This is a genomic window from Actinomycetospora chlora (assembly GCF_039542135.1).
In the GTDB taxonomy this organism is placed as follows: domain Bacteria; phylum Actinomycetota; class Actinomycetes; order Mycobacteriales; family Pseudonocardiaceae; genus Actinomycetospora; species Actinomycetospora chlora.
In genome coordinates, this window is record NZ_BAABHO010000002.1 from 73,140 (window position 1) to 96,738 (window position 23,599).

Sequence of the window (23,599 nt, forward strand, 5' to 3'; positions counted from 1 at the left end):
GCCGCGAGCAGGACCGTGTAGAACCACGCCACCGGTCCACCCTAACGACACCGCCCGCCCCGCCTCGGGAGGCGGGACGGGCGGCGACGGGAAACCTCTAGCTCGCGACTTCGACCTGGTTGGTGAACAGGCCGGGGCCGCCGACGGACACCTCGGTCTGGCCGTTGCCGGAGCGCGAGAGAGCGCGGACGGTCCAGGTGCCGGGGCGGGCGAAGAACCGGTAGTCGCCGGACGCCGAGGACACGACCTCGGCGGTGAACTCGCCCGTGCCGTCGAGGAGACGGACGTAGGCGCCGCTGACGGGCGAGCCGCCGGAGGTCACCTTCCCGACGAGCACCGACTCCTTCGACAGGTCGGTGCCGGCCGGCAGCTCGGCGGTCTGCTCAGGGGCGCTGCACATCAGGAACCGCTCCCCGTCTCGATCGGCACACCGATCAGCGAGCCGTACTCGGTCCAGCTGCCGTCGTAGTTCTTGACGTCCTGCTCGCCCAGCAGCTCGTGCAGCGCGAACCAGGTGTGCGAGCTGCGCTCGCCGATGCGGCAGTACGCGATGGTCGGGCGCGAGGAGTCGAGGCCCTGCTCGGAGTAGAGCGCGCGCAGCTCGTCGTCCGACTTGAACGTGCCGTCCTCGTTGGCGGCCTTCGACCACGGCACGTTGAGCGCCGACGGGATGTGGCCACCGCGCTGAGCCTGCTCCTGCGGGAGGTGCGCCGGCGCGAGGAGCTTGCCGGAGAACTCGTCGGGCGACCGGACGTCGACGAGGTTCTTGGTGCCGATGGCGTTGACGACCTCGTCGCGGAACGCGCGGATCGAGGTGTCCTGCTCCTGGGCGGAGTACTGCGTCTTCTCGCGCTGCGGGACCTCGGTGTCGAGCTTGCGCCCGTCGAGCTCCCACTTCTTGCGACCGCCGTCGAGCAGCTTGACGGCCTGGTGGCCGTAGAGCTTGAAGTACCAGTACGCGTAGGCGGCGAACCAGTTGTTGTTCCCGCCGTAGAGGATGACGGTGTCGTCGTTGCTGATGCCCTTCGAGGACAGCAGCTGCTCGAAGCCCGCCTTGTCGACGAAGTCGCGGCGGACCGGGTCCTGCAGCTCGGTCTTCCAGTCGAGCTTGACCGCGCCGGGGATGTGGCCACCCTCGTAGGCGGTCGTGTCCTCGTCGACCTCGACGAAGACCGTGTTGGCGGCGTCGAGGTTCTCTTCGGCCCAGTCGGCACTGACCAGGACGTCCTGGCGGCTCATGTGTGGTGCTCCTCGTGGATGTACATCGGCGTTCTCGGACGGGGTGCGGGGCGGACACACGCGGCCGGGACCAGCGGACACACCGGGGATGACCAGGATGTGGACGGGTCCGGACGCGACGAGGTCCGGTCCGGTCAGCGACAGAGGCTGGAGTCGACGCGGCACAGGTCGATCGCGCGCCGCTGGGTGAGCCCTCCGTCCACGGGCGCCACGCTACCGAAGAATCGGGCAGGGACCGAGCGTGATGTCACCCGGACGGCACGCATCGTCAGCCCGTGCGGCGCAACGGCGCCAGCGTGCCCAGCAGGTCGGCCCGGCGCGGGACCCCGACGGTGCGGGCGAGCTCGACGCCCGCCGGGTCGACGACGAGCGTCGTCGGCGTGCGCCGGATGCCCAGCAGCCGGACGAGCTCGGGCCGCGTCGCGACGTCCACCTCGCGGACGGTGACGCCCGGGTGCTCGGACGCGACGTCGGTGAGGACGGACCGCGAGGCGCGGCAGTCGGCACAGAACTGCGACGACAGCTGGAGCAGCGCGAGCCCGCCGGGCGGCGCGGCCAGGTCGCGCGGCAGCACGCCGCTGACCCGCGTGCCGGGCTGCGGCGAGACGGCCCGCAGGTCGCGGCGGGTGCCCTCCGGACCCGGGTCCTCCGGGGGCGCGGACGGTACGGACAGTGGGGCCGGCTCGCCCCGCCGCCGGAGCCGTACGAGCGCGACCGCGAGGCCGGCCAGGAGCGCCACCACCAGGGCCGCGACGACCACGAGCACCCAGCCCGACACCGTTCCTCCACCCCCTGCGCCGACCCCAGCGCTGACTCATGGGCCCCCGCCCCGCACGACGTCCCCCGGCGGTGCGACGGGCCAGACGGCGCGGACCGCGGCGAGGGAACCGCGCGAGCCTAGCCCGCACGCCGTCCCGCCCGGTCGACGGGCCGAGCCGAGGCCCGATCGGTCGCCCGCGGCCGATCGGGTCCGCCGACGTGACATGGAACGCGCGGCCGGGTGACGGCGCGGTGAACTGGTCTATCGTTCGACGCACGATCGCGGAGGGAGACACGCGTGGAGCTGCTGCTGCTCACCGCCGACCCCGAGCCGACGTCAGTGTTGCCGTCGCTGGCCCTGCTACCCCACGGACTCCGGACCGCGGCCCCCGAGGTCGCGGCCCTGCTCGATGCCGGTCCGCACGACGCCGTGCTGGTCGACGCCCGCCACGACCTCGCCGCCGCCCGCAGCCTCTGCCGCCTGCTGGGCTCCACCGGCCTCGACGTCCCGGTGATCGCCATCCTCACCGAGGGCGGCCTCGTCGCCGTCTCCCTCGAGTGGGGGGTCGACGAGGTGCTGCTGCCCGGCGCCGGGCCGGCCGAGGTCGACGCCCGCCTGCGGCTGCTGCGGGCCCGCCGCGCCTCCGACGGCGCCGGGGCCGAGGGTGCGCTGGTGCTGGGTGAGCTCGTCATCGACGAGGCCACGTACACCGCCCGCCTGCGCGGGCGCCCGCTCGACCTCACCTACAAGGAGTTCGAGCTCCTCAAGTACCTCGCGCAGCACGCGGGGCGCGTCTTCACCCGCGCCCAGCTGCTGCAGGAGGTCTGGGGGTACGACTTCTTCGGTGGCACCCGCACGGTCGACGTCCACGTCCGGCGCCTGCGCGCGAAGCTCGGCAGCGAGCACGAGCAGCTCATCGGCACCGTGCGCAACGTCGGCTACAAGTTCGTGCGGCCGGTGCGCGGCGTGCTCGCCGGCAGCCGCGCCGTCACCGACGACGCGGACGGCGACCGCGACGGGGCCGACGAGGACGACGGCCCGGGCGGCCCGGGTCGCGGCCTCCCCGCGACCCCGGTGCCGCGGTCGTCCGGGTCCTGGGACGACGCGCGGGTGGTCCGCCCGGCGGCCTGGGCGCGCGGGGTCTGACGGAGGTCGAGCGCGGGCCGCTACGGTCCGGTCCCGTGACGATCGAGGTGTCGGAGGCCGGACCGCAGGACGGCGACGACGTCCGCTCCCTCGCGGCCGCGGTCGCCGCGGCGGACGGTGTCGACGCCTACGCCGAGCCCGCCCGCCGCGACATCGCCGCGCTCGGGGGCGGGCACGGCCGGGCCACGACGCGCCACCTGGTGGCGCGCGCCGGCGCCGACCTGGCCGGCCACGCGCTGGTCGACGGCGAGCACCCCGACGACCCGGTGGCCGAGCTCGCCGTCCATCCCCGGCACCGCCGCCAGGGGATCGGGACGGCCCTCGTCGACGCCGTGCTCGCGGCCGCCCCGGCCGCACGGTTCTGGGCGCACGGCGACTCCCCCGGCGCCGCCCGGCTCGCGGAGCACGCGGGACGCCGGCGCGCCCGCGAGCTGTGGCGGATGCGGCGGCCTGCCCCGGGCCACGAGGCGCCGCCGCTGCCCGCCCTGGCCGTGCCCGAGGGCGTGGCCATCCGCCCGCTGCGGGTCGGGCAGGACGAGGACGCCGTGGTCGCCGTCAACAACCGGGCGTTCTCCTGGCACCCCGAGCAGAGCGGCTGGACGGGCGCCGACGTCGAGGAGATCGAGGCCGAGTCCTGGTTCGACGCCGACGGCGTGCTGCTCGCGTGGGACACCGCGACCGGCGAGCTCCTCGGCTTCCACTTCACGAAGGTGCACGAGGCGCCGGCGAGCACAGTCGGCGCCGACGAGGCGCTCGGCGAGGTGTACGTCGTGGGCGTCGACCCCGGCGCCCAGGGCCGCGGCCTGGGTCGCGCGCTGACCCTCGCGGGCCTGCACCACCTCGAGGGCGGCGGTCTGCGCACGACCATCCTGTACGTCGAGGGCGACAACGCCCCGGCCATCGCCACCTACCGCCACCTCGGGTTCGAGCGCGACGCCGTGGACGTCTCCTACCAGCGCTGATCGCCCACGGTGACGGGTGTCGCGCGCGTCACCCGCCCGGTGGGGGCTGCTGCCGACCCGTTCATCCCTCGTTCACCTCGCACGCTCCGTTCGTCCACCCTGCCTGCCTAGCCTCGCCGCCGTGGTGCGACACCCCGCGCCGCATCGTGCCCACACGGGGGTGGGCCCAACGGACACGGAGGACGTTCTGTGAGGTTTCAGCGGCGCGCGGCGGCGATCGGCCTGATCGCGGCCTCGGCGCTCCTGCTCGGCGCCTGCGGCAGTGACGACAACGCCGGTGGGGGTGGCGTCTCCGCCGCGCCCGGCGTGACCTGCGGCGGCAAGCCCGACCTGCGGTCCAGCGGCTCGTCGGCGCAGAACAACGCGATGACGCGCTTCGTGACGACCTACCAGCAGACCTGCCAGGGTCAGACGCTGAACTACACCCCGAGCGGCTCGGGCGCGGGGCGCAACGAGTTCCTCGGCGGCCAGACGGACTTCGCCGGCTCGGACTCCGCCCTCAAGCAGGGCGACGAGACCAACCGCGCCCAGCAGCGCTGCGCCTCCCCGGCGTGGAACCTGCCGCTGGTCTTCGGCCCGGTCGCCATCGCCTACAACCTCCCGGGCGTCACCGACCTGGCGCTCGACGGCACCACCGCCGCCCGCATCTTCAACGGGCAGATCACCACCTGGAACGACCCGGCCATCGCCGCCCTCAACCCGGGCAAGACGCTGCCGGCCGCGCCGATCGTCGTGAACTTCCGTTCCGACGAGTCCGGCACCACGGAGAACTTCCAGAAGTACCTGGTGGCGGCCTCGAACAACGCCTACGCCAAGCCGGCCTCGCAGACGTTCAACGGCGGCGTGGGCGCCGGTGCCCGCGGCAGCCAGGGTGTCGCCGACGCGACCCGCAACACCCCGAACTCGATCAGCTACGTCGAGGCCTCGTTCGCCCAGCGCGCGAACCTCGGCATCGCGCAGGTCATCAACTCGGGCGGCGGGCAGCCGGTGGCGCTGACCACGCAGTCGGTGGCCGCGGCCATCAACAACGTCCAGATCTCCGGTCAGGGCAACGACCTGACGCTGAACCTGGACAGCCTCTACAAGACCTCGGCGCCCGGTGCGTACCCGATCGCCCTGGCCACCTACGAGATCGTCTGCTCGAACTACGCCGACGACCAGACCGCCACCGCGGTCCGGGCGTTCCTGCAGACGGCGCTCTCGCCGAACGCGCAGCAGGCCCTGCCGGACGCGGGCTACGTCCCGCTGCCCGACCAGTTCAAGCAGCGCGTGACCACCGCGGTCAACGCCATCCAGTAGCACCGGCCTGATCGCGTGACCACTGACGACGAGGCGGACGGAACCCCAGCTGTGACCGATCGCACCACAGCGCAGGCCCCGCCGTCGGACCCTCGGGACGAGGGTTCGACGGCCGGGTCGGCCACCCTGGACACCGTGACCGACCCTGCTCCCGGTGGGCGGGCCCGGGGCGGCTCGTCCGGAGGACGCGGTGAAGGCGTCTTCCGGCGGCTGACCTCGGGTTCCGGCCTCCTCGTCGTCGTGGCCGTGGCCGCGATCGGCCTCTTCCTGCTCGTGCAGGCGGTGCCGTCGCTGCTGGCCAACAACGCGGACTTCTTCACGTCGCCGGTGTTCAACACCCGCGACGCCGCGAACCTGCAGTTCGGCATCCGTGACCTCCTCGTGGTCACGGTGCTGTCCTCGCTGTTCGCCCTCCTCATCGCGATGCCGGTCTCGCTGGGCATCGCGCTGTTCCTCACCCAGTACGCGCCCAAGCGGGTCGCCCGCCCCTTCGCCTACGTCGTGGACCTGCTCGCGGCGGTGCCGTCGATCATCTACGGCCTCTGGGGCATCGCGGTGCTCGCGCCGGCCCTGCTGCCGATCGCCACCTGGCTGCGCGACTACCTGGGCTGGTTCTTCCTCTTCGCCCCGGGCAACCTGCCGGTGCTCACCGGCACGATCTTCACCGGCGGCGTGGTCCTGGCGGTGATGATCCTGCCGATCATCACCGCGGTCACCCGCGAGGTGTTCTCCCAGACCCCGCGCTTCCACATCGAGGCGGCGCAGGCGCTGGGGGCCACCCGCTGGGAGGTCATCCGCATGGCCGTCCTGCCCTACGGGCGCAGCGGCTTCATCGCGGGCTCGATGCTCGGCCTCGGCCGCGCGCTCGGCGAGACCATCGCCGTCCTCATCGTCATCCGTGCGGCGACGACGCCCTCGCACGGCAGCCTCTTCGACGGCGGCTACACGTTCGCGTCGCTCATCGCGTCGGCGGCCTCGGAGTTCAGCCAGCCGCTGCCGACCGGCGCCTACATCGCCGCGGGTCTGGTCCTCTTCGTCCTGACGTTCGTGGTCAACGCGATCGCGCGCGTCGTCGCCGGCGGGAAGGTGAACGGCTGATGAGCACGGACGCGCAGCATCAAGGGGAGCACGCCGATAGGGGAGCCGGACCATCGGGTGGGGCTACCGGGCTGGACAGCCCCGACCGTCCGGCGGCCCCGCTAGCGTTCCGGCCGCTGAGCACCGGCCGGAAGGTCAGGAACAACCTCGCCACCGTTCTGGTGACCCTGGCGTTCCTCGTCGCCGTCGTGCCCCTGGTGTGGGTCATCGTCACGGTGGTCGGGCGGGGGATCCGTGCGATCGTCTCGGCCGACTGGTGGAGCCGCTCGCTCAACGGCGTGCTGCCCGAGTCGTTCGCCGGCGGCGTCTACCACGCCATCTACGGCACGATCATCCAGGCGCTGCTCGCCGCGGTGATCGCGGTGCCGATCGGCATCCTCGCGGCGGTCTACCTCGTCGAGTACGGCCGCGGCCGGCTGGCGAGGACCACCAGCTTCATGGTCGACATCCTCGCGGGCGTGCCGTCGATCGTCGCCGCGCTGTTCGTGTTCGCGGCCTTCATCTCGATCCTGGGCGCCGAGCAGAGCGCGTTCATGGTCTCGCTCGCCCTGGTGCTGCTCATGCTCCCGGTGGTCATCCGCAACACCGAGGAGATGCTGCGGCTGGTGCCCGACGAGCTGCGCGAGGCGTCCTACGCGCTCGGCATCCCGAAGTGGAAGACGATCCTGCGCATCGTCCTGCCCACCGCCCTGTCGGGCACCGTCACGGGGGTCATGCTGGCGCTGGCCCGCGTCATGGGCGAGACGGCGCCGGTGCTGGTGCTCGTCGGCTACTCGCAGTCGATCAACTTCGACCCGTTCTCCGGCAACATGGCGTCGCTGCCGCTGCTGATGTTCTCGGAGCTCTCGAACCCGGAGCCCGCCGGGCAGTTCCGCATCTGGGGCGCGGCCCTGACGCTGATCCTCATCATCATGATCCTGCAGCTCGGGGCGAGCGTCGTGTCCCGCTTCTCCGCCATCTCGAAGTAGAGGGAATCCCGTGGCCAAGCGTCTCGACCTCAAGGACGTCGACATCTACTACGGCGACTTCCACGCCGTGCAGAACGTGAACCTGTCGGTCTCGCCGCGCAGCGTCACCTCGTTCATCGGCCCGTCGGGCTGTGGCAAGTCGACGGTGCTGCGCACGCTCAACCGCATGCACGAGGAGATCCCCGGCGCCCGCGTCGAGGGGGAGATCCAGCTCGACGGCGAGGACATCTACGCGCGCGGCTCCGACGCCGTGGCGGTGCGCCGCACCATCGGCATGGTGTTCCAGCGGCCCAACCCGTTCCCGACGATGTCCATCCGCGACAACGTCGTCGCGGGCCTGAAGCTGCAGGGCGTGCGCGACAAGAAGAAGCTCGACGAGGTCTGCGAGGCCTCGCTGCGCGGCGCCAACCTCTGGAAGGAGGTCGAGACCCGCCTGGACAAGCCGGGCGGCGGCCTCTCCGGCGGTCAGCAGCAGCGCCTGTGCATCGCCCGCGCCATCGCGGTGTCGCCCGACGTGTTGCTGATGGACGAGCCGTGCTCGGCGCTCGACCCGATCTCGACGCTGGCGATCGAGGACCTCATCGCGGACCTCAAGAAGGACTACACGATCGTCATCGTCACCCACAACATGCAGCAGGCCGCGCGGGTGAGCGACCAGACGGCGTTCTTCAACCTCGAGGCCACCGGCAAGCCGGGCAAGCTCGTGGAGATCGACGACACCGAGAAGATCTTCTCGAACCCCGGGGAGCAGGCCACGGAGGACTACATCTCCGGCCGCTTCGGCTGAGCCTCCCCGGTAGCAGCGAACGGGTATCTCGCTGCTTCTAGGCGTCCGAAGTCCCCGTTGATCACACGACGAGGCCCCTCCCGCAGCGTGCGGGAGGGGCCGTCGTGTGTCTCAGGCCTCGGGGGTGTTGGGCATCTTGCCGGTGACCATGAAGACCACGCGGCGGGCGACGGCCACGGCGTGGTCGGCGAAACGCTCGTAGTAGCGGCCCAAGAGCGTCACGTCGATGGCCGGGGCGACCCCGCCGGGCCAGTCCTGGCTCAGCAGCATGGTGAACAGGTGCCGGTGCAGGTCGTCCATGGCGTCGTCGTCGGACTCCATGGTGAAGGCGAGCTCGATGTCGCGGGTGAGGATGACCTGGCGGGCGTCCTGGGCGAGGTCGAGCGAGACGCGGCCCATCTCGGCGAAGTAGGGCGCGACGTCGGTCGGGAGCACCTTGGCCGGGTGCCGCCGGCGGGCCGCCTTGGCGACGTGGACGGCGAGGTCGCCCATCCGCTCGAGGTCGCCCGCGGAGTGGATCGCGGCGATGACCGAGCGCAGGTCGCCCGCGACGGGCGCCTGCAGGGCCAGCAGCCCGAACGCCTGCTCCTCGGCCTGGGTGCGCAGGCCGTCGATCTTCTTGTCCTCGGTGATGACTTCTTCGGCGAGGTCCAGGTCGCCCTCGAGCAGGGCGCTCGTCGCCTTCTTCATGGCCTCGCCCGCCATGAGGGACATCTCGGCGAGCTCGCCCGACAGGGCGTCGAGCTTCTCGTGGTAGGCCGCACGCATACCGCGCAACCTACGCGGGGGCACCATCGCGGACCCGACCACGGCGTGAACCGGGGATGAACGCGGAGATCAGCTACGCACAGCTGGTGTCGGCCGCAGTGATCGTCGGGTTCACCGGTCCGGCCGGGGCGGCGCTCTCGGCGGAGGCGCCGGAGCGGACCTCGCCGTCGAAGTCGTCGCCGAGGACCAGCGTCAGGGAGCCGCGGCCGGAGGCGCTGGGCTCGAGCCGTGCACCGGGGACGGCCCCCGCGAGCGCCTGGGCGGCGGCCGCCTGGTCGGGCGAGTAGCGGATGGTCGTCGCGCCGGACCCGTAGGCCGAGGTGGCGGTGGAGGCCGCCCCGGCGTCGTCGGCGACGACGCGGAACCCGTCGGCCCGCAACCGTCCGGCGACGGTGGACGCCGAGGGCCCGGACGATCCCTCCTCGTCGCTGCCGTCCTCCGACGACCCGGTGCCGCCGCCGGTCCGCTCGTCGACCAGGCGCACGTCGGCGGGGGCGGGCGGCGGCGTCGCCGGGGCGGCGCCGGGCGTCCCGGGCAGCGGGCGCTCCTGGATGATCGCGTCGAAGAGGGCCTGTTCGGCGCCGACGCGCAGCACCTCGTTGCCGCGGTCGTTGGCGACGCCGGTGGTCGGCACGGTCACGAACGCGACCGTGCGCGGGTCCACCGAGGACAGGGACTGCGCGAGGGTGAAGAGCTGGTCGGAGCCGATGTTCTCGCCGAACGTCGAGCGGGCCACGGCGTCCACGAGTCCCTCGAGCCGGCGCGGGTCGAGCAACGTGCCGGCCGAGAGCACCGAGCGCAGCAGCGCCCCGAGGAAGCGCTGCTGGCGCTGGATGCGGCCGTAGTCGCTCGACGGGTCGCCCTCGACGTGGCGGGCGCGGACGTAGTCCAGTGCCTGCTGGCCGGACAGCACCGTGGGCCCGGCCTGCGGGATGATGTCGCCGAGGACGGAGTCCTCGACGGGGCGCTCGACGCAGATGGGCACGCCGCGCACGGCGTCGACCATGCCCTGGAAGCCCTGGAAGTCCACGCCGAGGAAGCGGTTGACGGCCAGCCCGGAGAGCTCCTGGATCGCCCGGGTCACGCAGCGGGGCCCGCCGGCGGCGTAGGCGGAGTTGAGCTTCACCCGCGGCGCGGGCGGGAGCACCTGGTTCGAGTAGGCCCCGGTCACCGGGTCCCAACGCTCGCAGGCGGGCCGGGTGATCTCGAGGTCGCGCGGGAACGACACCACGGTCACGCCCGTCCGGTCCTCGGGGACGTGCACGATCATGATCGTGTCCGTGCGGGCGCCGGGGACGTCGGCGACGTCGCCGGCGTCCTCCGAGGGCGGGGCGCCCGCGCGGCTGTCGGAGCCGACGACCAGGAAGTTCTGGTCGCCCACCTGCGCGGCGGCGTCCTGGATGGCCGGGGAGTTCGGGTCCAGCGCGCCGATCTGCCGCACGGCGGCCTCGACCCACGACGCCGCGCCCCAGCCGAGCCCGCAGACCAGCACGACGAGCACGGCGCACGTGGCCGTGAGCAGCCGCAGCACCCGCCGGCCGGTCCAGCGCCGGCGCCACGTCGCCATCCGTGCGCCCGCCGAGGCGAGCACGGCCGACGTCGCCGCCAGGTGCCCCTCGCTCTCCTTGGCCTCGACGGCGGTCTTCCGGCGCGGCGGGGACGGCGGCGGGGGCGCCGGCGCGGCCGGCAGGACCGGCTCCTCGGGCGGCTCGAAGGGCTCCGGCGCTTCCCGGTCCTCGATCTCGGTCGCCGGTCCGGCCGGGACGGCCAGCGCGGCGGCCGCCCGCACGTGCCGGACCGCGGGCGACTCGACCGGCGGTGCGGCGCGCGGCGCCGCCGGGACCGGGGGAGCGGCGAGGGCCGGGACGACCGCGACCCGGGCGGGCTCGGGGCGGTCCTCCTCCTCGTGCGGCGCCGGGTCGGGCGTCGCCGGTTCCGGGGGTTCGGGCGGGCGGGCCTCGGGCCGCGGCACCTGCCCGGCCGGCAGCGTCACCGCGTCGACGGGCGCGCGGGTGGACGGCGGGAGGGACGCGGCCGGCGAGGGGATGCCGGACGACGGCGTGCCGGACGACGGTGTGCCGGACGAGGGGAGGGCCGTCGGCGACGGGAGCGTGGTGGGGGCCGTGACGAGGGCGGCGCCGGGCGGGCGCAGGCCCAGGCGGGGCGCGCGCCGCCGGGTGAGCGGCACGATCGCCGGGCGGGGTCCCGCCGCAGGCGCCGCGACGGGGACGCGGAAGGGGGCCGAGGCCGGCCCGCTCATCCGGGGCGCCCGGTCCGCGCCCGGCCCGGCCGCCGCGGGGCGGGTGCCCGCGGCCGGGTGCTCGGGGCGGTCGTCGGTCACGCATCTCCTCGCGGCTCGGGCAGGCCCGTGATGGACGGCATCCCGACGGTGCTGGTCAGGCCGGATCGTACGGCGCGGTCGCCCCTCCACGGCGCCGGGGCCACTACGCCACGCGGGGTCCCGGACACAACGACCGCCACACGACCGGGCGACACGTGGGACCCGAACGGCCACCCGTGCGTTCAGGCTCGCCTCAGTCTCGTCACGACCGGGTGAGCCGGGTCAGGACGGCGGGAACGCGCGGCGCGCGGCGGCGTCGATGCCGCGCCGGGCGGACGCGGCACCGGCGAGCCGGACGGTGCCGTCGGCCGTGTCGCGGTAGGCGACGGCGTTGCGCCCGGCGCGCTTGGCGACGTAGAGCAGCGCGTCGGCGGCGTCGAGGCTGCCGGGGGAGCCGGACGGGCCACACCCGTCGTCGAGGCACGCGACACCGACGCTGACGGTGACCCGCAGGTCGGGTGCGACCTCGTGCCACGGGTGGGCGTCGACGCGGGCGCGGGCCTCCTCGCACACCCGCACCGCCTCGGCGGGCTCGAGGCCGGGCAGGACGAGCGCGAACTCCTCGCCGCCGTAGCGGGCGCAGAAGGCGTCCGCCGGCAGCTCCTCGTTCATGAGGTCGACGAGGCGGCGCAGCACCTGGTCGCCCAGGGCGTGGCCGTGCGTGTCGTTCACGTCCTTGAAGTGGTCGACGTCCGCCAGGGCCACGCAGACCCGGGACGGGACACCGTCGAGATCGCCACGCAGCGTGCCCAGGCGCTCGTCGAGGTAGCGGCGGTTCCACGTGGCCGTGAGGCTGTCGCGGCGGCTCTGCTCGCGGGCCTCGGCGCGCTCACGCCGGAGACGGTCGACCTCGTCGCGTAACTGATCGGGCACTCCCGCCGGCAACGTCCGCTCGTCGCGGACGAGGGACACGGCGGCCTTGAGGTGGTGGTAGGCGCGCCGCCAGTCGCCGCGGTCGGCGAGGACCTCGGCGGCCGCCTCGTGGGCACGCGCCTGGTCGGCCCGGCCGTCACGTGTCGGGGCGGCCGACGGCTCGGCGTCGAGCCCCACGATCGGTCGGGTGGGCGGGAAGTGGCTGGTCGCGGGCGTCGGCACCGGCGGCTCCGTCGCGAGGGAGGCGTCCGTGGCGCCGGTGTCGTGCACCGGTTGCGCGGTCGTCGACACCGTCGCCCCGCGTCCGTGGCGCAGCCCGGCCAGGCGCACGCACACCACCTCCGTCCCGACTCCAGTGTTGCCCGCCGGAGCGCGATCGTCACGGCCATTCGCCGTCACGCGACCAACGTCAATCGTCCGGCGCAGGTGACGCTGCGTAGATGTGTCAGGTGTCGACACGTTCGGCCCACCTTGAGTCGCCCGCGCCGGTGGTCCTGCGGGAGCCGCGCGTGCCCGCGGTGACGTCAGGTCGACGTGACCTCACACGGCCTGTACGCGCGGTAGCGGACGCGGGGCGTCAGCCGCCGGAGTGCATGACGTCGGCGGCGGCCGGGACGGTGTCGTCCTCGGGGTCGTCGAGCCAGCCCTCGGGCAGGGTGACGTGCGCCGGCGAGCCCTGGCGGCCGCGGGGGCCGTCGGCGTCGGCGGGGAACGGCAGGTCGTGGTCGAGCTTCGCGAGCAGCTCGTCGAGGCGCTCCAGCCCGTCGATCATCCCGAGCTCCCGGCGCAGCTCCGAGCCGACCGCGAACCCGTGCAGGTACCAGGACATGTGCTTGCGCGAGTCGCGCACGCCCTTGTGGGCGCCGTGGTGCGCGATGAGGAGCTCGACGTGGCGCCGCATGACCTGCGCGACCTCGCCGAGCGTCGGCGGCGTCGGGAGCGGGCGGCCGGCGAGCGCGGCCTCCAGCTCGCCGAACAGCCACGGCCGTCCGAGGCAGCCCCGCCCGACGACGACGCCGTCGCAGCCGGTCTTCGCCATCATCGCCACGGCGTCGGCCGCGGCGAAGACGTCCCCGTTGCCGAGGACCGGCGTCGCCGCGGGCAGGGCGTCGCGCAGCTCGGCGATGCGGTCCCAGTCGGCGGTGCCCGAGTAGCGCTGCGCCGCCGTGCGGGCGTGCAGGGCGACCGCCGCCGCGCCCTCGTCGGCGGCGAGACGCCCGGCGTCGAGGAACGTCACGTGGTCGTCGTCGATGCCGACGCGCATCTTCACCGTCAGCGGGAGTCCGCCGCGCTGCGCCGCGGTGACCGCGGCCCGCACGATCGAGGCGAACAGCCGCCGCTTGTAGGGCAGCGCCGCCCCGCCGCCGCGGCGGGTCACCTTGGGCACGGGGCAGCCGAAGTTGAGGTCGACGTGGTCGGCGAGGTCCTCGTCGACGATCCGGTCCACGGCGCGCCCGATGGTCACCGGGTCGACGCCGTAGAGCTGCATCGAGCGCGGGTTCTCGTCCGGGTCGAAGGCGATCATCTCGGCGGTGCCGGGGTGCTTCTCCACCAGCGCCCGGGCGGTGATCATCTCGCAGACGTAGAGCCCGGCCCCCTGTTCGCGGCACAGCCGCCGGAACGCGACGTTGGTGATGCCCGCCATCGGGGCGAGAACGACCGGCGTCGGCAGCTCGAGCGGACCGATGCGCAAGGCCTCCATGGGGCTCCATTGTGCGCCGTCCGTGGTGGACTCCCGGCATGGCCGTGCCCACCGTCGACGAGCTCGAGGCGTTCCGGGTCCCGCTGACCGCGCACTGCTACCGCATGCTCGGGTCGGCCGCGGACACCGACGACGCCGTGCAGGAGACGATCGTGCGGGCCTTCCGGCACCGCGCCCGCTACGACGCCGACCGGGGCGCCCTGCGGACGTGGGTGTACCGCATCGCGACGACGGTCTGCCTGGACCTGCTGCGGGGCGCACGCCGGCGGGCGCTGTGCGTCGACCTGGGACCCGCAGCGGTCCCCGGCCCCGACCTCGGTCGTCCGCTGCCCGCGGACCGCTTCGTCGAGCCGATGCCCGACGCCCGCCTCGTGGCCGCGGCGGATCCGGCGGACCTGGCGGCCCGGCGCGAGACGGTGCGGCTCGCCTTCGTCGCCGCCCTGCAGCACCTCCCGCCCCGCCAGCGGGCGACGCTGCTGCTGCGCGACGTCCTCGCGTTCTCCGCCGCGGAGACCGCTGCGGTCCTCGGGACGAGCACGGCGGCCGTCACCAGCGCCCTGCAGCGCGCCCGCGACACGCTCGGCCGGCGCCGTCCGGCGCCCGGCGACCCCTACGACGAGACCGACCTCGAGCAGCGGCGTCTGCTCGCCCGCTATGTGGACGCGTTCGAGGCACACGACGTGGCCCGCCTGACCGACCTGCTCGCCGAGGACGCCCGGGCCTCGATGCCGCCGTTCGCCTGGTGGGTCGAGGGCGGCGCGACGATCGCCCGGATGGTCGGGTCCGGCGGGTGCGAGGGCGCGCGCCTGGCGCCGGCCGTGATCAGCGGGCAACCCGGGTTCGGGCAGTACCGCCCGGACGAGCAGGGCCGGCTGCGGCCCTTCGCGCTGGTGCTGGTCGAGACCCACGGCGACCGCATCGCGCGCACGACGACGTTCCTCGGCACCGGGGACCGCTTCGCCGGGTTCGGCCTGCCAGGGGTGCTCGACGAGGAATCCCTCCGCCGGACCGATGAATCCGCGGTGCCGCGGACGTAGGAGGTGCGTCAGCGTCGTCGTCCCCCGGAGACCGCCGTGCCGCGCCAGCTCGACACCACCGACCCGATCGCCCGCGAGACCGCCGCCGAACGCCTCCGGCTCGCCGACCTCTACGCCGCCCTGAGCCCCGACCAGTGGGCGGCGCCCTCGCTGTGCGCGGGGTGGCGCGTCCGGGAGGTCGTCGCCCACGTGACGTTGCCCTACCGCCACTCGGCCTTCCGCGTGCTGCGGGGGATCGCGGCGGCGCGGGGGGACTTCCACCGCTTCAGCGACCGGATCGCCCGTACCGACACCGCGCGGCTCTCCGACGCCGAGTTGCTCGCGGCCCTCCGTGACAACGTCGCGCACCCGTGGCGGCCGCCGGGCGGCGGCCAGGCCGGTGCACTGAGCCACGACGTCATCCACGGCCTCGACGTCACCGATCCGCTCGGCCTGCCCCGGCCCCCCGCGGACCGGGTGCGCCACGTCCTCGACGCCGCCGGACCGCGCGCTCTCGCCCACTTCGGCACCGACCTGGCCGGCGTGTGCCTGGTAGCCACCGACACCGACGTGTCGCTCGGCGCGGGGCCGCAGGTCGTCGAGCTACCCGCGGTCGACCTGCTGCTGCGGATCACCGGACGGGCGCCGTTCCCCGAGGGGGGCTAGTCGGCGAGCTTCTGCGCGCGGATCTCGTGGCCGGCGCTGGTCAGGCACCGTCCCGTGGCGAGGTTGAACTTCCAGTTGTGCAGCGTGCACGTGAGCACGTCTCCGTCGACCGAGCCGAACTTCGACAGATCGGCCGAGAGGTGCGGACAGCGGGCCTGGACCCGCCAGCCGTCGAGCTCGATGTCGTTGCCGTCGTCGTTCTGCGCGTCGTACCAGTTCTCCACGTAGTCCATCCGCTCCTCGGACAGACACTTGAAGAACGTGTACAGGTACTCGTTGTACTGGCCGACGCGCGAGGCGCGGAAGCGCACGGAGAGGAACAGCGAGTTCGACCAGTCGACCTCGCCGGTCGCGATGTTGGTGGCGACGAGCGTGCCCGGCACCGTCCAGCGGTAGCGGGCCTGCTCGCCGCCGTAGAGGCGGATCTCGCGGGCGGTGAAGTCGAACGCCAGCGACAGCGTGCCCTCGTCGTCGACGCCCGGGACCTCGGCGGGCATGCCGGTGAGGTCCATGCGCACCGGACCGCCGATGCCGTCGCACATGTGGTCGGCGCGCTTCATCAGCGGCTCGATCCACTCCTTGAGCTGGCGCAGGATGTCCGGCTGCGGCGTCGCCCAGCGCGCCTTCTGCGCCTCGATGGCGGGCCGGGCGCGCTCGGCGAAGTCGCGCAGGTAGCGCTCCTTGTCGAGGAAGATCGTCTCGATCTCGGCGTCGGACACGGGGTGCGTCAGGTCCTCGACCGTCCCGTGGCCGATCTCCGCGGTGGTCCCCGGCAGCAGCAGGTGCCCACCATCGTGGCCGAGCTCCCGCATCCGCCCGAGGAACTCCCACTGGTCGGTGAAGATCGACTCGCCCTCGACGCCCTCGTAGCCCAGGCCGTTCCACCGGAAGAGCTCGTCGTCGAGGAAGCAGGGCGGGCCGGCCGTCGGGAAGACGTGCGGCGCGCCGACCTCGCGGATGTAGCGCATCGCGCGGTCCTCCTGGCCGATGCGCTTGCGGCGGGCGAACTCGCGCTTCGCGGCCGTGGGCAGGTCGTAGACCATCGGCCACCAGATCGCGCCGGAGAACTGCGTGAAGTGCGCGTCGTAGGCGCCGAACTCCAGCAGCTTCGGGATGTCCAGCGGGTGGGCGTCGTTCTGGTCGACGATGCGCGCGGTGCCGTCGTCCAGCGACAGCGCGGAGTCGCCGATCGGGCCGTCACCCGGGCCCTTCAGCGACGTGATCATGAACCGCAGGCCGCCGTCGAGCTCCTGCGCGACGCCGCTCTCGGTGCGCACGAAGTGCCGGAATCCCAGCGCGCGCAGCTCGTTCTCGAGCTCGTCGGTGGGGTAGTCCGGGAGCAGCACCCGGGCATCCTTGGAGACGTGGGCGCGCAGGTTGTCCGCGTCGAAGTGGTCGCGGTGCAGGTGCGACACGTAGAGGTAGTCGCAGTCGCCCAGGGCGTCCCAGTCGAGCTGCGTGTTGTCGGGGAACGGGACCCACGAGGCGAAGAACGTGGGGTTCACCCACGGGTCGCACAGCACGCTGCCGCCCGTCGTCTCGAACCGCATCCCCGCGTGCCCGACTCCGGTCACCCGCACGAGCAGACCACCTCCATCACAGTGCTCGTCCCCGATTGTCCGTGGTGCCGTGGCCCACGGCCGGTCCGGGTGGGGTATCCCTGACCACGTGACCGCCATCCCCGTCGACGGTGACCCGATCGCCGCCCTGCGCGCCGTGGCCTTCTACCTCGAACGCGAGCGGGCCGAGACCTACCGGGTGAAGGCCTACCGCTCGGCGGCGGACAAGCTGGCCGAGCTGGACGCCGACGACGTCGCGAGCCGCGCCCGGGCGGGCACGCTGACCGACCTCAAGGGCGTCGGGAAGAAGACCGCCGCGGTGGTGACCGAGGTCCTCGAGTCCGGCACGTCGGGCACGCTCGCCGATCTCGAGGCTCGGCACACCGAGCCGGTCGCCGGCGGCGCGGCGATCCGCGCGGCGCTGCGGGGCGACTGCCACACGCACTCGACCTGGTCCGACGGCGGCAGCGACATCCTCGAGATGGCCCGCACGGCCCGCGACATCGGGCACGAGTGGATGGTGCTCACCGACCACTCGGAGAACCTCACCGTCGCGAACGGCCTGACCCCGGAGCGCCGGCGCCGGCAGTTCGACGTCATCGCGCAGGTCAACGAGGAGCTCGCGCCGTTCCGGCTGCTGCGCGGCATCGAGGTCGACATCCTCGAGGACGGCGACATCGACGCCCCCGACGACCTGCTCGAGGAGCTGGACCTCGTCGTGGCCAGCGTCCACTCGAAGCTGCGGGCGCCCAGCGAGCTCATGACGGCCCGGATGATCGCCGGCGTGTCGCACCCGCTGGTCGACGTGCTCGGGCACTGCACCGGGCGGCTCGTCACCGGCGGCCGGGGGACGCGGCCGCCGTCGACGTTCGACGCCGAGGCCGTCTTCGACGCATGCATCGAGAACGGCGTGGCCGTCGAGATCAACTCTCGGCCCGAGCGCCTCGACCCGCCGCGCCCGCTGCTGCGGCAGGCCCTGGCCGCGGGGTGCGAGTTCGTCGTCGACACCGACGCCCACGCCCCCGGCCAGCTCGACTGGCAGCCCTACGGCGCCGAGCGCGCCGAGGAGTGCGAGGTGCCGGTCGAGCGCATCGTCAACACCCGCTCCGCCGTCGACCTCGTCGCCTGGCGCACCCGGGGGTAGTCACCGGGTCGCGACCGGCTCGCCGGTCTCCAGCACCGACTTGAGGTTCGACAGGATGCCGGGCCACCCCTGCTCGACGCCCTTCTTCATCTCGCTGCCGGGCACGAAGTCGTCGTGGGTCACGGTCAGCTTGACGGCGCCGCCGGCCTCCTCGATCTCGAAGGTGACCTTCGAGCGTTTCTCCTGCTGCAGCTCGGCCAGGCGCTCGTCGCTCCACCCGAACATCTCCTGCATCTCCGGCTGGTAGGTGTGCCAGGTGTAGGAGAGCCGCCGCGGCGGGTCGGCCTCGAGGACCTGCTGGTCCCAGTCGTGGGGCTCCTCGCCGAACATCGACCACAGCACCGGCGACCCGACCCGCCAGTCCGACCGCGGGCCGCCGCCGTCGAAGTAGCGCGTGATGAAGGCGGCGTCGGTCAGCGCCCGCCAGAGCTCCTCCGGTGTCGTGCGGATGTAGGTCACGTAGACGAAGTCGTCGGACACCTCGGTCGCCTCCAGAGCGCTCTTCAGGTCGGCGAGGGTCTGCGCCCGCGCCCGGTCGTACCGCCGGATCCACCGGTCGGCGACGTCGTTGATGGGCGCGGCGTTGAGGTGGTGGTGCTTCTCCCGGCCGTGCCGGGACGTGACCACCAGCCCGGCCTCCTCGAGCACGGCCAGGTGCTTGGCGACGGCCTGCCGCGTCATCGCCAGGCCCTCCCTGAGCTCGCGCAGCGACTGCCCGCCCCGGGCGTGCAGCGCGTCGAGCAGGGCCCGCCGGCTCGGGTCGGCCAGGGCACGGAACACCTCGTCCACGACATCTCCGATCAGGCAACCATTCGGTTGCCCGTCCGACCATAGGAAACTGATCGGTTGCCTGTCAACGAGGTCACCGGGAAGCCGTTTGCGGGGTGATCGGAACGCGCTTAGCGTGGTGCGTACACGGGAGAGGAGGTGGTCCAGCGTTGATGAACGACAGGACTCGTGAGGTGTCCGTCAGCTAGTCGCTCGCAGGCCGTGGAATGGCCGGTCCGCGGCAGTGGTCCCCACTGATCCCGCGGCAGGGCGGCCAGCGCAATCCAGGCAGGACACCAGCCCCCGGAGCCCCCGACCCCAGTCCAGTCGGGGCCCGCCCACCCAACGCAGCACCGGGTGGACGGGAGGACGCTCCGGGGGCCTGCCTGTCTCCAGGGGGCTACCGGGGCCGCTACCAGCGGGCGTGCGGCCGGTCGTCGACGCCGAACGACGAGCCGTAGGGGGCGTCGTAGGTCGACCCGTAGGGGCGCTCACCCGTGGCCGACGAGCCGTACGACCGCTCGCCAGTCATGCCGGAGCCGTAGGGGCGCTCGCCCGTCATCGGCTCGCCGAGCGGGTCGCCCGCGAACGGGCGGTCCATCCCGGTGCCGATCGGCCCGGACGACGGCGCCGGGCCCGGCCGGCCGGTCGGCGCAGCGGACCGCTGTGTCGCGTCGGGAGGGCTCAGGCGCGTGCGGCTCGGACCGGGCCCGTGCGGGCCGGTGCCGGGCAGGCCGCCCTCGGCGACCCACTTGGCCTCCTGCGCGATCCGGTACGTCTGGCACGGCCAGCTCGCGCGGCCGCCATCGTGGAAGCACGCACGGCAGTACTGCCGCTCGTCGGGCACGTGCTCGGCGAGCACCTTGCGCCAGACGTCGGGCATCTCGGACATGACCACGGCCATCGACACGTCAACGGCCTCCTCTCGTGCGGTCGGGCTGCCTGAGCGTTCAAGCCGTCCCGTCGGGGCCCGCGGGCACCTGCACCGCGCGGAGGTGGAGCCGGTGGAGCGGGGAGCGCTCGCACCCGCCACGCGGGTCCTGCGTCACCGGGGGCGCGTTCCCCCGGCGTGCATGGTTGGTACTCGTTTCCTGCGCGCCGCACGACCGTGACCCGACAGTGACGTGCGGTGACGCTGTGTCGGAGATGGTCGCAGCGTGTCGTCCCCGCGTGTCGTCGACGTGGTTCGGGGCTCTCCGGCACGCAGCGCGCTGACCTGCTGTTTCTCGGCGGCCCGGGCTGCGGGGTGGCAGCACGTTCGCCCGTCCGGGGTCCCGGACAGTGCTCCGGGAGCACCCGACCGGAGCAGGTCTCGCCGGTCGACGCCGCCGACGCGCGTCGTCGAGCGGGAGCGCGGTTGCGCCGAACGGACCATCGATCGCGGCACCGAGGCCCCGGGATTGCCGTAGTGCAGTACGGCAGACCCGGGTCGGGTACTGGGCGCACGATGCCTCCCGAGCCGCGGGGACGGGTCCCGCGACCGCACCTCGGGGGTCCTCCGTGCGCACCTCGCAGATCACCGCCGGCGTCGTCGTCCTGGCCCTGCTCGGGCTCCTGGACGTCCTCAGCCCGTGGTTGATGCCCGCCCCCCCCCCCCGAGGCGCCCGCGTTCGCCGACCCGATGTCGATCGCCTTCGGCGTGGCCACCCTCATCGCGCTGGCGGTGTGGGCGGTGTGGCCGTCGCGTGTGGCCATGTGGGTGGCCGTCGTGCTCCGCGCGGTCTCGGCGCTGTTCGCGGTCCCGGCCTTCCTCGACGCCCCGACGGTCGCCTTCCAGGCCGTCCTCGTCGTGGTGGTCGTCGCGACCATCGTGGGCATCGTCCTCGTCCGCGGCGCCCTCGGCCCGTCGCGCACCACCGCCGGCGTCTGACCCGGGCACGGCCCGACATCTACGATCGACCCGGCCGCACCGGCCGGGCCTCTAGCTCAATGGGCAGAGCTGCGGACTTTTAATCCGTAGGTTGTGGGTTCGAGTCCCACGGGGCCCACCCCTCGTGACCAGAGGCTTCGCTTCCGATCGGCTGCACGGCAGGCCTCTCAAGCGTTGCGGCGCAGCTGCTCGTTCATGTGCGCGGAGTCCTCCCACATCTGGGCGGAGGCCTCGTCCCCGGTGGCCCGCGCCTGGTGCGCGAGCTCGGTGTGCTCAGCAGCAAGCCGCTGGTAGTGCTCGGCGTCGTGGTGCTGCCTAGTCTCCCGGGCGAGGTGCGGAGGGGCTGTCCGGCCCTCCAACGCCGCCTCGATCTCGAGGGCGTGGAAGACCCGGGGCGGCGTTCGCTCTCCCTCGATGATGTGGACATCCGGGCTGTCGCACCAGCCGCAGCGGCCGGCTGCAGTGATTGTCGAGCGGGACATGACAGTGGCGCGTCGGGCTTCTGCGGCGCGCACACGGAAGTAGGCGATGGCGCACCCGATGAGGAGCAGCGTAAGGAGCGCCAGGCCGCTGGTGACGCCTCGGGAGCCGACGTGGATGGCGGAGTTGATCGTGGCGAGGATGACCAGGGGTGTCATCGCGATGGCGAACCACTTGATCCACTCGGCTCGAACCCTGAAGGGATCGGGCTGCTCGAGCGCGATCCGCGCCCGCATCTGGGCGGCGAGGCGGTGCTCCACGGCTCCGACCTGAGCCGGAGTGGCGTTCGGCCCGATCAGCCCTCGGTGTCTGAGGTCGCGAAGCCGATCCGCGGTGGCTAGTTGGCCGACGGCTTGCGCGGTGAGTGCGGTGTTGTAGACCGCCGCGCGTTGGAGTCGACGACTCATGTCCCCCCCTGAAGTCCCCAGCATGAGGATCGGAGAGTGGGGCTCGTTGTTACTGCGCCGATCGGGTGGGCCCTCGGAGGACGCAGCCGCACAAGTTGACCGGTGCTACGACCAGGTCTTTCTGTCTCTCTCCACGAGTGCCCCCCTCTTGGTGGACGAGGGGTGACCGCAGCACAGCCGGGAACCGTCACCAGCGTCCCCAGCACCTCTCCACCGAATGCGCCCGGGCGTCGTGGGAGTCGGGCTGCGAGCTCACACGCCCCCTACCCAGTAGCGGGGGAGAGAGTCGGGAGGCCTCCCCGTGCCGTGCAACGACCCGATCAGGTTCCTCGTACAGGCCGGAGCGGTTCAGACCGGGCACGAGCGAACTCAGCGTGCGCAGGGCAGCCCGATCTACGTGCCGGGCGACCACCACGAGTACCGGTGCAGGGCTGCGGCTCGCGCGAGCAGGAGCGGGAACAACCGGGCCTTCCACGTCCCCAGGTGGATCCCGCCGCCGGACATCCACCGTGTGCGAACTCCTCGCGGTACACGTGCTCGGGCAGGTCCACAGCACGAAGGTCGACCCCCACTGTGTTCGCGAAACGTTCGTTCAAGACGCCCGCGACGCCGTCGAGATCGACCGGCAGCGCGATGTTCTGCGTCTGCTGACGCATCGCCCGCCACAGGTGGGGGTCGCGGCGGAGCCCCCACTGGGCCGGCTCCGGGACGACCAGATCAGCGACCACGTTGCTGTACGGCTCGCCTTCCGGACCCACGAGGTCAGTACCCGCACGGCGACGATCTACCGGCGCTGGCCGGATGGGAAACCCGGCCTCGTGGCCGCCGCGCTGCTCACCGGCGCGCCCCCCACCCCGCACGAGCAGGACCGCCCGGTGCCTCATCCGCCCGGCTTAGGGGAAAGCCTCCGGCAGGTCAACGAATGGATCTCCGGGTCGGCCGGCGCGCCGGTGACCGTACCCAACGGCTGTTCGGTCTTCCTCAGGGAGCTGTAGCGCCCGTCTGGGCGGTGGGCGGAGCGCCGGTTCCCGAACATCCGGTATTGGAACGAGCCCGGCAAGGGCGGCCACTTCGCGGCGTTCGAGCAGCCGGCGTTGTTCGTCGACGAAGTCCGGTCATTCTTCCGGCTGGTCCGCTGATGGTCACCCGTACTCGGTAAGCGGCTGGCTAAAGATCAACAAGTGTCCATCGGGTGTCCGTACGTTGAAGTCGCGCATTCCGTAGGGCCGGTCAGCCAGTGGCTCGACGATGTCGGCGCCGCGGGCGCTCAGCTCGTCGTGGCAGGAATCGACGTCGTCGACGACAACCGTCACCCTGGCCGGGCCGCTGCTTTCGGCGTACAGGTGGAACTCGGCGGTGTCGCGGATCACGGCCGCGTAGCTAGGTGGGGTCTCCCAGGTGAATATGGTGTCGAATCCGAGCACGTCCGTGAAGTACGACCGCGTTGCCTGCACATCTCGGCACGGCAGCACGGGAACCGCCACCCGCATGACCATTCGGTCACCTTACTCCGACACTGTTGTTACTGGTAGCGGCGCCCGGCAGCCGGGGTGCAGCGATCTTCTCATCCGTCGCTTGTGGGTTCGAGTCCCACCGGGCCCACCACGTGAGCCGATAACCGGCTTCTATGACGCGAACTCCGGCTCCTACCCACTTCGGACTCGGGTCGCGAGCGAGAACCGGCGTCGCCGCTGAGCGCGAGGAGAAGGCCATGTAGGCAGTCGTGGAGCGCCACCCGTGTCACGT

Annotated in this window: 23 protein-coding genes and 1 tRNA gene; 12 read left to right on the top strand and 12 right to left on the bottom strand. The window is 73.0% G+C overall.

Annotation, left to right across the window (positions count from 1 at the left end; all coding sequences use genetic code 11):
* Positions 1-97: 97 nt before the first annotated feature.
* From ABD994_RS01425 to ABD994_RS01435, 3 genes are all read right to left on the bottom strand, one after another.
* On the bottom strand, positions 98-400 hold the full coding sequence (locus ABD994_RS01425) for a DUF1416 domain-containing protein (RefSeq protein WP_345410552.1): 303 nt from the start codon (positions 398-400) through the stop codon (positions 98-100).
* Positions 400-1,239: a sulfurtransferase gene (locus ABD994_RS01430; protein WP_345410553.1), complete on the bottom strand. Its 840-nt coding sequence runs from the start codon at positions 1,237-1,239 to the stop codon at positions 400-402. The genes ABD994_RS01425 and ABD994_RS01430 overlap by 1 nt, the downstream gene beginning before the upstream one ends.
* Positions 1,240-1,507: 268 nt before the next feature.
* Complete coding sequence (locus ABD994_RS01435; protein ID WP_345410554.1) at positions 1,508-2,017, bottom strand: TlpA family protein disulfide reductase; 510 nt, start codon at positions 2,015-2,017, stop codon at positions 1,508-1,510.
* Positions 2,018-2,296: 279 nt separating this feature from the next.
* Between ABD994_RS01435 and ABD994_RS01440 the strand changes: the two genes are divergently transcribed.
* The 6 genes from ABD994_RS01440 (at position 2,297) to pstB (ending at position 8,259) form a co-directional block, all read left to right on the top strand.
* Positions 2,297-3,145: a winged helix-turn-helix transcriptional regulator gene (locus tag ABD994_RS01440; RefSeq protein ID WP_345410555.1), complete on the top strand. Its 849-nt coding sequence runs from the start codon at positions 2,297-2,299 to the stop codon at positions 3,143-3,145.
* A gap of 35 nt (positions 3,146-3,180) precedes the next feature.
* The gene (gene mshD / locus ABD994_RS01445) at positions 3,181-4,107 is read left to right on the top strand and encodes a mycothiol synthase (protein WP_345410556.1); all 927 of its coding nucleotides are present in this window, start codon (positions 3,181-3,183) and stop codon (positions 4,105-4,107) included.
* Positions 4,108-4,296: 189 nt separating this feature from the next.
* Complete coding sequence (pstS, locus tag ABD994_RS01450; RefSeq protein ID WP_345410557.1) at positions 4,297-5,406, top strand: phosphate ABC transporter substrate-binding protein PstS; 1,110 nt, start codon at positions 4,297-4,299, stop codon at positions 5,404-5,406.
* Positions 5,407-5,541: 135 nt separating this feature from the next.
* On the top strand, positions 5,542-6,504 hold the full coding sequence (gene pstC, locus ABD994_RS01455) for a phosphate ABC transporter permease subunit PstC (RefSeq protein ID WP_345410558.1): 963 nt from the start codon (positions 5,542-5,544) through the stop codon (positions 6,502-6,504).
* Between the two features lie 71 nt (positions 6,505-6,575).
* Positions 6,576-7,472, top strand: a complete 897-nt coding sequence (pstA, locus tag ABD994_RS01460; protein WP_345410736.1) for a phosphate ABC transporter permease PstA — start codon at positions 6,576-6,578, stop codon at positions 7,470-7,472.
* A gap of 10 nt (positions 7,473-7,482) precedes the next feature.
* The gene (pstB, locus tag ABD994_RS01465; protein WP_345410559.1) at positions 7,483-8,259 is read left to right on the top strand and encodes a phosphate ABC transporter ATP-binding protein PstB; all 777 of its coding nucleotides are present in this window, start codon (positions 7,483-7,485) and stop codon (positions 8,257-8,259) included.
* A gap of 111 nt (positions 8,260-8,370) precedes the next feature.
* Here the strand turns inward: pstB and phoU are convergent, their stop codons facing one another.
* The 4 genes from phoU to dusB all read right to left on the bottom strand — a co-directional run bounded on the left by phoU (position 8,371) and on the right by dusB (position 13,943).
* Positions 8,371-9,027, bottom strand: a complete 657-nt coding sequence (gene phoU, locus ABD994_RS01470; RefSeq protein ID WP_345410560.1) for a phosphate signaling complex protein PhoU — start codon at positions 9,025-9,027, stop codon at positions 8,371-8,373.
* Positions 9,028-9,100: 73 nt separating this feature from the next.
* A complete protein-coding gene (locus ABD994_RS01475) occupies positions 9,101-11,368 on the bottom strand; it encodes an LCP family protein (protein WP_345410561.1) in 2,268 nt (755 codons plus the stop codon).
* A gap of 222 nt (positions 11,369-11,590) precedes the next feature.
* Positions 11,591-12,571: a GGDEF domain-containing protein gene (locus tag ABD994_RS01480; RefSeq protein WP_345410562.1), complete on the bottom strand. Its 981-nt coding sequence runs from the start codon at positions 12,569-12,571 to the stop codon at positions 11,591-11,593.
* A gap of 247 nt (positions 12,572-12,818) precedes the next feature.
* Positions 12,819-13,943, bottom strand: a complete 1,125-nt coding sequence (dusB, locus tag ABD994_RS01485; protein ID WP_345410563.1) for a tRNA dihydrouridine synthase DusB — start codon at positions 13,941-13,943, stop codon at positions 12,819-12,821.
* 38 nt (positions 13,944-13,981) lie between these two features.
* Here dusB and ABD994_RS01490 point away from each other — a divergent pair, with 38 nt between their 5' ends.
* Both ABD994_RS01490 and ABD994_RS01495 read left to right on the top strand, forming a co-directional pair.
* Complete coding sequence (locus ABD994_RS01490; RefSeq protein ID WP_345410564.1) at positions 13,982-14,980, top strand: RNA polymerase subunit sigma-70; 999 nt, start codon at positions 13,982-13,984, stop codon at positions 14,978-14,980.
* A 36-nt stretch (positions 14,981-15,016) separates the two neighbouring features.
* Entirely contained in the window at positions 15,017-15,625 is a 609-nt protein-coding gene (locus tag ABD994_RS01495) for a maleylpyruvate isomerase family mycothiol-dependent enzyme (RefSeq protein WP_345410565.1), read from the top strand.
* On the opposite strand, the gene ABD994_RS01500 is transcribed toward ABD994_RS01495, so the two are convergent.
* Entirely contained in the window at positions 15,622-17,205 is a 1,584-nt protein-coding gene (locus ABD994_RS01500; protein WP_345410566.1) for a Rieske 2Fe-2S domain-containing protein, read from the bottom strand. The two genes, ABD994_RS01495 and ABD994_RS01500, sit on opposite strands and share 4 nt — an antisense overlap.
* A gap of 88 nt (positions 17,206-17,293) precedes the next feature.
* Between ABD994_RS01500 and ABD994_RS01505 the strand changes: the two genes are divergently transcribed.
* Positions 17,294-18,328: a PHP domain-containing protein gene (locus tag ABD994_RS01505; RefSeq protein WP_345410567.1), complete on the top strand. Its 1,035-nt coding sequence runs from the start codon at positions 17,294-17,296 to the stop codon at positions 18,326-18,328.
* On the opposite strand, the gene ABD994_RS01510 is transcribed toward ABD994_RS01505, so the two are convergent.
* Together ABD994_RS01510 and ABD994_RS01515 are read right to left on the bottom strand one after the other, a co-directional pair.
* The gene (locus tag ABD994_RS01510; protein WP_345410568.1) at positions 18,329-19,117 is read right to left on the bottom strand and encodes an ArsR/SmtB family transcription factor; all 789 of its coding nucleotides are present in this window, start codon (positions 19,115-19,117) and stop codon (positions 18,329-18,331) included.
* A 391-nt stretch (positions 19,118-19,508) separates the two neighbouring features.
* Positions 19,509-20,006, bottom strand: coding sequence for a hypothetical protein (locus ABD994_RS01515; protein WP_345410569.1), 498 nt, complete (start codon positions 20,004-20,006; stop codon positions 19,509-19,511).
* A 711-nt stretch (positions 20,007-20,717) separates the two neighbouring features.
* On the opposite strand from ABD994_RS01515, the gene ABD994_RS01520 reads away from it, so the two are divergent.
* Both ABD994_RS01520 and ABD994_RS01525 read left to right on the top strand, forming a co-directional pair.
* Entirely contained in the window at positions 20,718-20,966 is a 249-nt protein-coding gene (locus ABD994_RS01520) for a hypothetical protein (protein ID WP_345410570.1), read from the top strand.
* A gap of 45 nt (positions 20,967-21,011) precedes the next feature.
* A tRNA-Lys gene (locus ABD994_RS01525) sits at positions 21,012-21,084 on the top strand.
* Between the two features lie 49 nt (positions 21,085-21,133).
* Here the strand turns inward: ABD994_RS01525 and ABD994_RS01530 are convergent.
* Positions 21,134-21,706 carry a hypothetical protein gene (locus tag ABD994_RS01530; RefSeq protein ID WP_345410571.1) on the bottom strand — a complete coding sequence of 191 codons (573 nt, stop codon included), beginning with the start codon at positions 21,704-21,706 and terminating at the stop codon, positions 21,134-21,136.
* Positions 21,707-22,362: 656 nt separating this feature from the next.
* Here ABD994_RS01530 and ABD994_RS01535 point away from each other — a divergent pair.
* A complete protein-coding gene (locus tag ABD994_RS01535; protein ID WP_345410572.1) occupies positions 22,363-22,848 on the top strand; it encodes a hypothetical protein in 486 nt (161 codons plus the stop codon).
* 147 nt (positions 22,849-22,995) lie between these two features.
* On the opposite strand, the gene ABD994_RS01540 is transcribed toward ABD994_RS01535, so the two are convergent.
* Positions 22,996-23,349, bottom strand: coding sequence for a VOC family protein (locus ABD994_RS01540; protein WP_345410573.1), 354 nt, complete (start codon positions 23,347-23,349; stop codon positions 22,996-22,998).
* Positions 23,350-23,599 lie beyond the last annotated feature (250 nt).

Excerpts from the sequence above, each read along its gene's own strand:
- ABD994_RS01425 (WP_345410552.1), bottom strand. The coding sequence starts at position 400 with ATGTGCAGCGCCCCTGAGCAGACCGCCGAGCTGCCGGCCGGCACCGAC.
- ABD994_RS01430 (WP_345410553.1), bottom strand. The coding sequence starts at position 1,239 with ATGAGCCGCCAGGACGTCCTGGTCAGTGCCGACTGGGCCGAAGAGAAC.
- phoU (WP_345410560.1), bottom strand. The coding sequence starts at position 9,027 with ATGCGTGCGGCCTACCACGAGAAGCTCGACGCCCTGTCGGGCGAGCTC.
- dusB (WP_345410563.1), bottom strand. The coding sequence starts at position 13,943 with ATGGAGGCCTTGCGCATCGGTCCGCTCGAGCTGCCGACGCCGGTCGTT.
- ABD994_RS01490 (WP_345410564.1), top strand. The coding sequence starts at position 13,982 with ATGGCCGTGCCCACCGTCGACGAGCTCGAGGCGTTCCGGGTCCCGCTG.
- ABD994_RS01520 (WP_345410570.1), top strand. The coding sequence starts at position 20,718 with ATGTCGATCGCCTTCGGCGTGGCCACCCTCATCGCGCTGGCGGTGTGG.
- ABD994_RS01540 (WP_345410573.1), bottom strand. The coding sequence starts at position 23,349 with ATGGTCATGCGGGTGGCGGTTCCCGTGCTGCCGTGCCGAGATGTGCAG.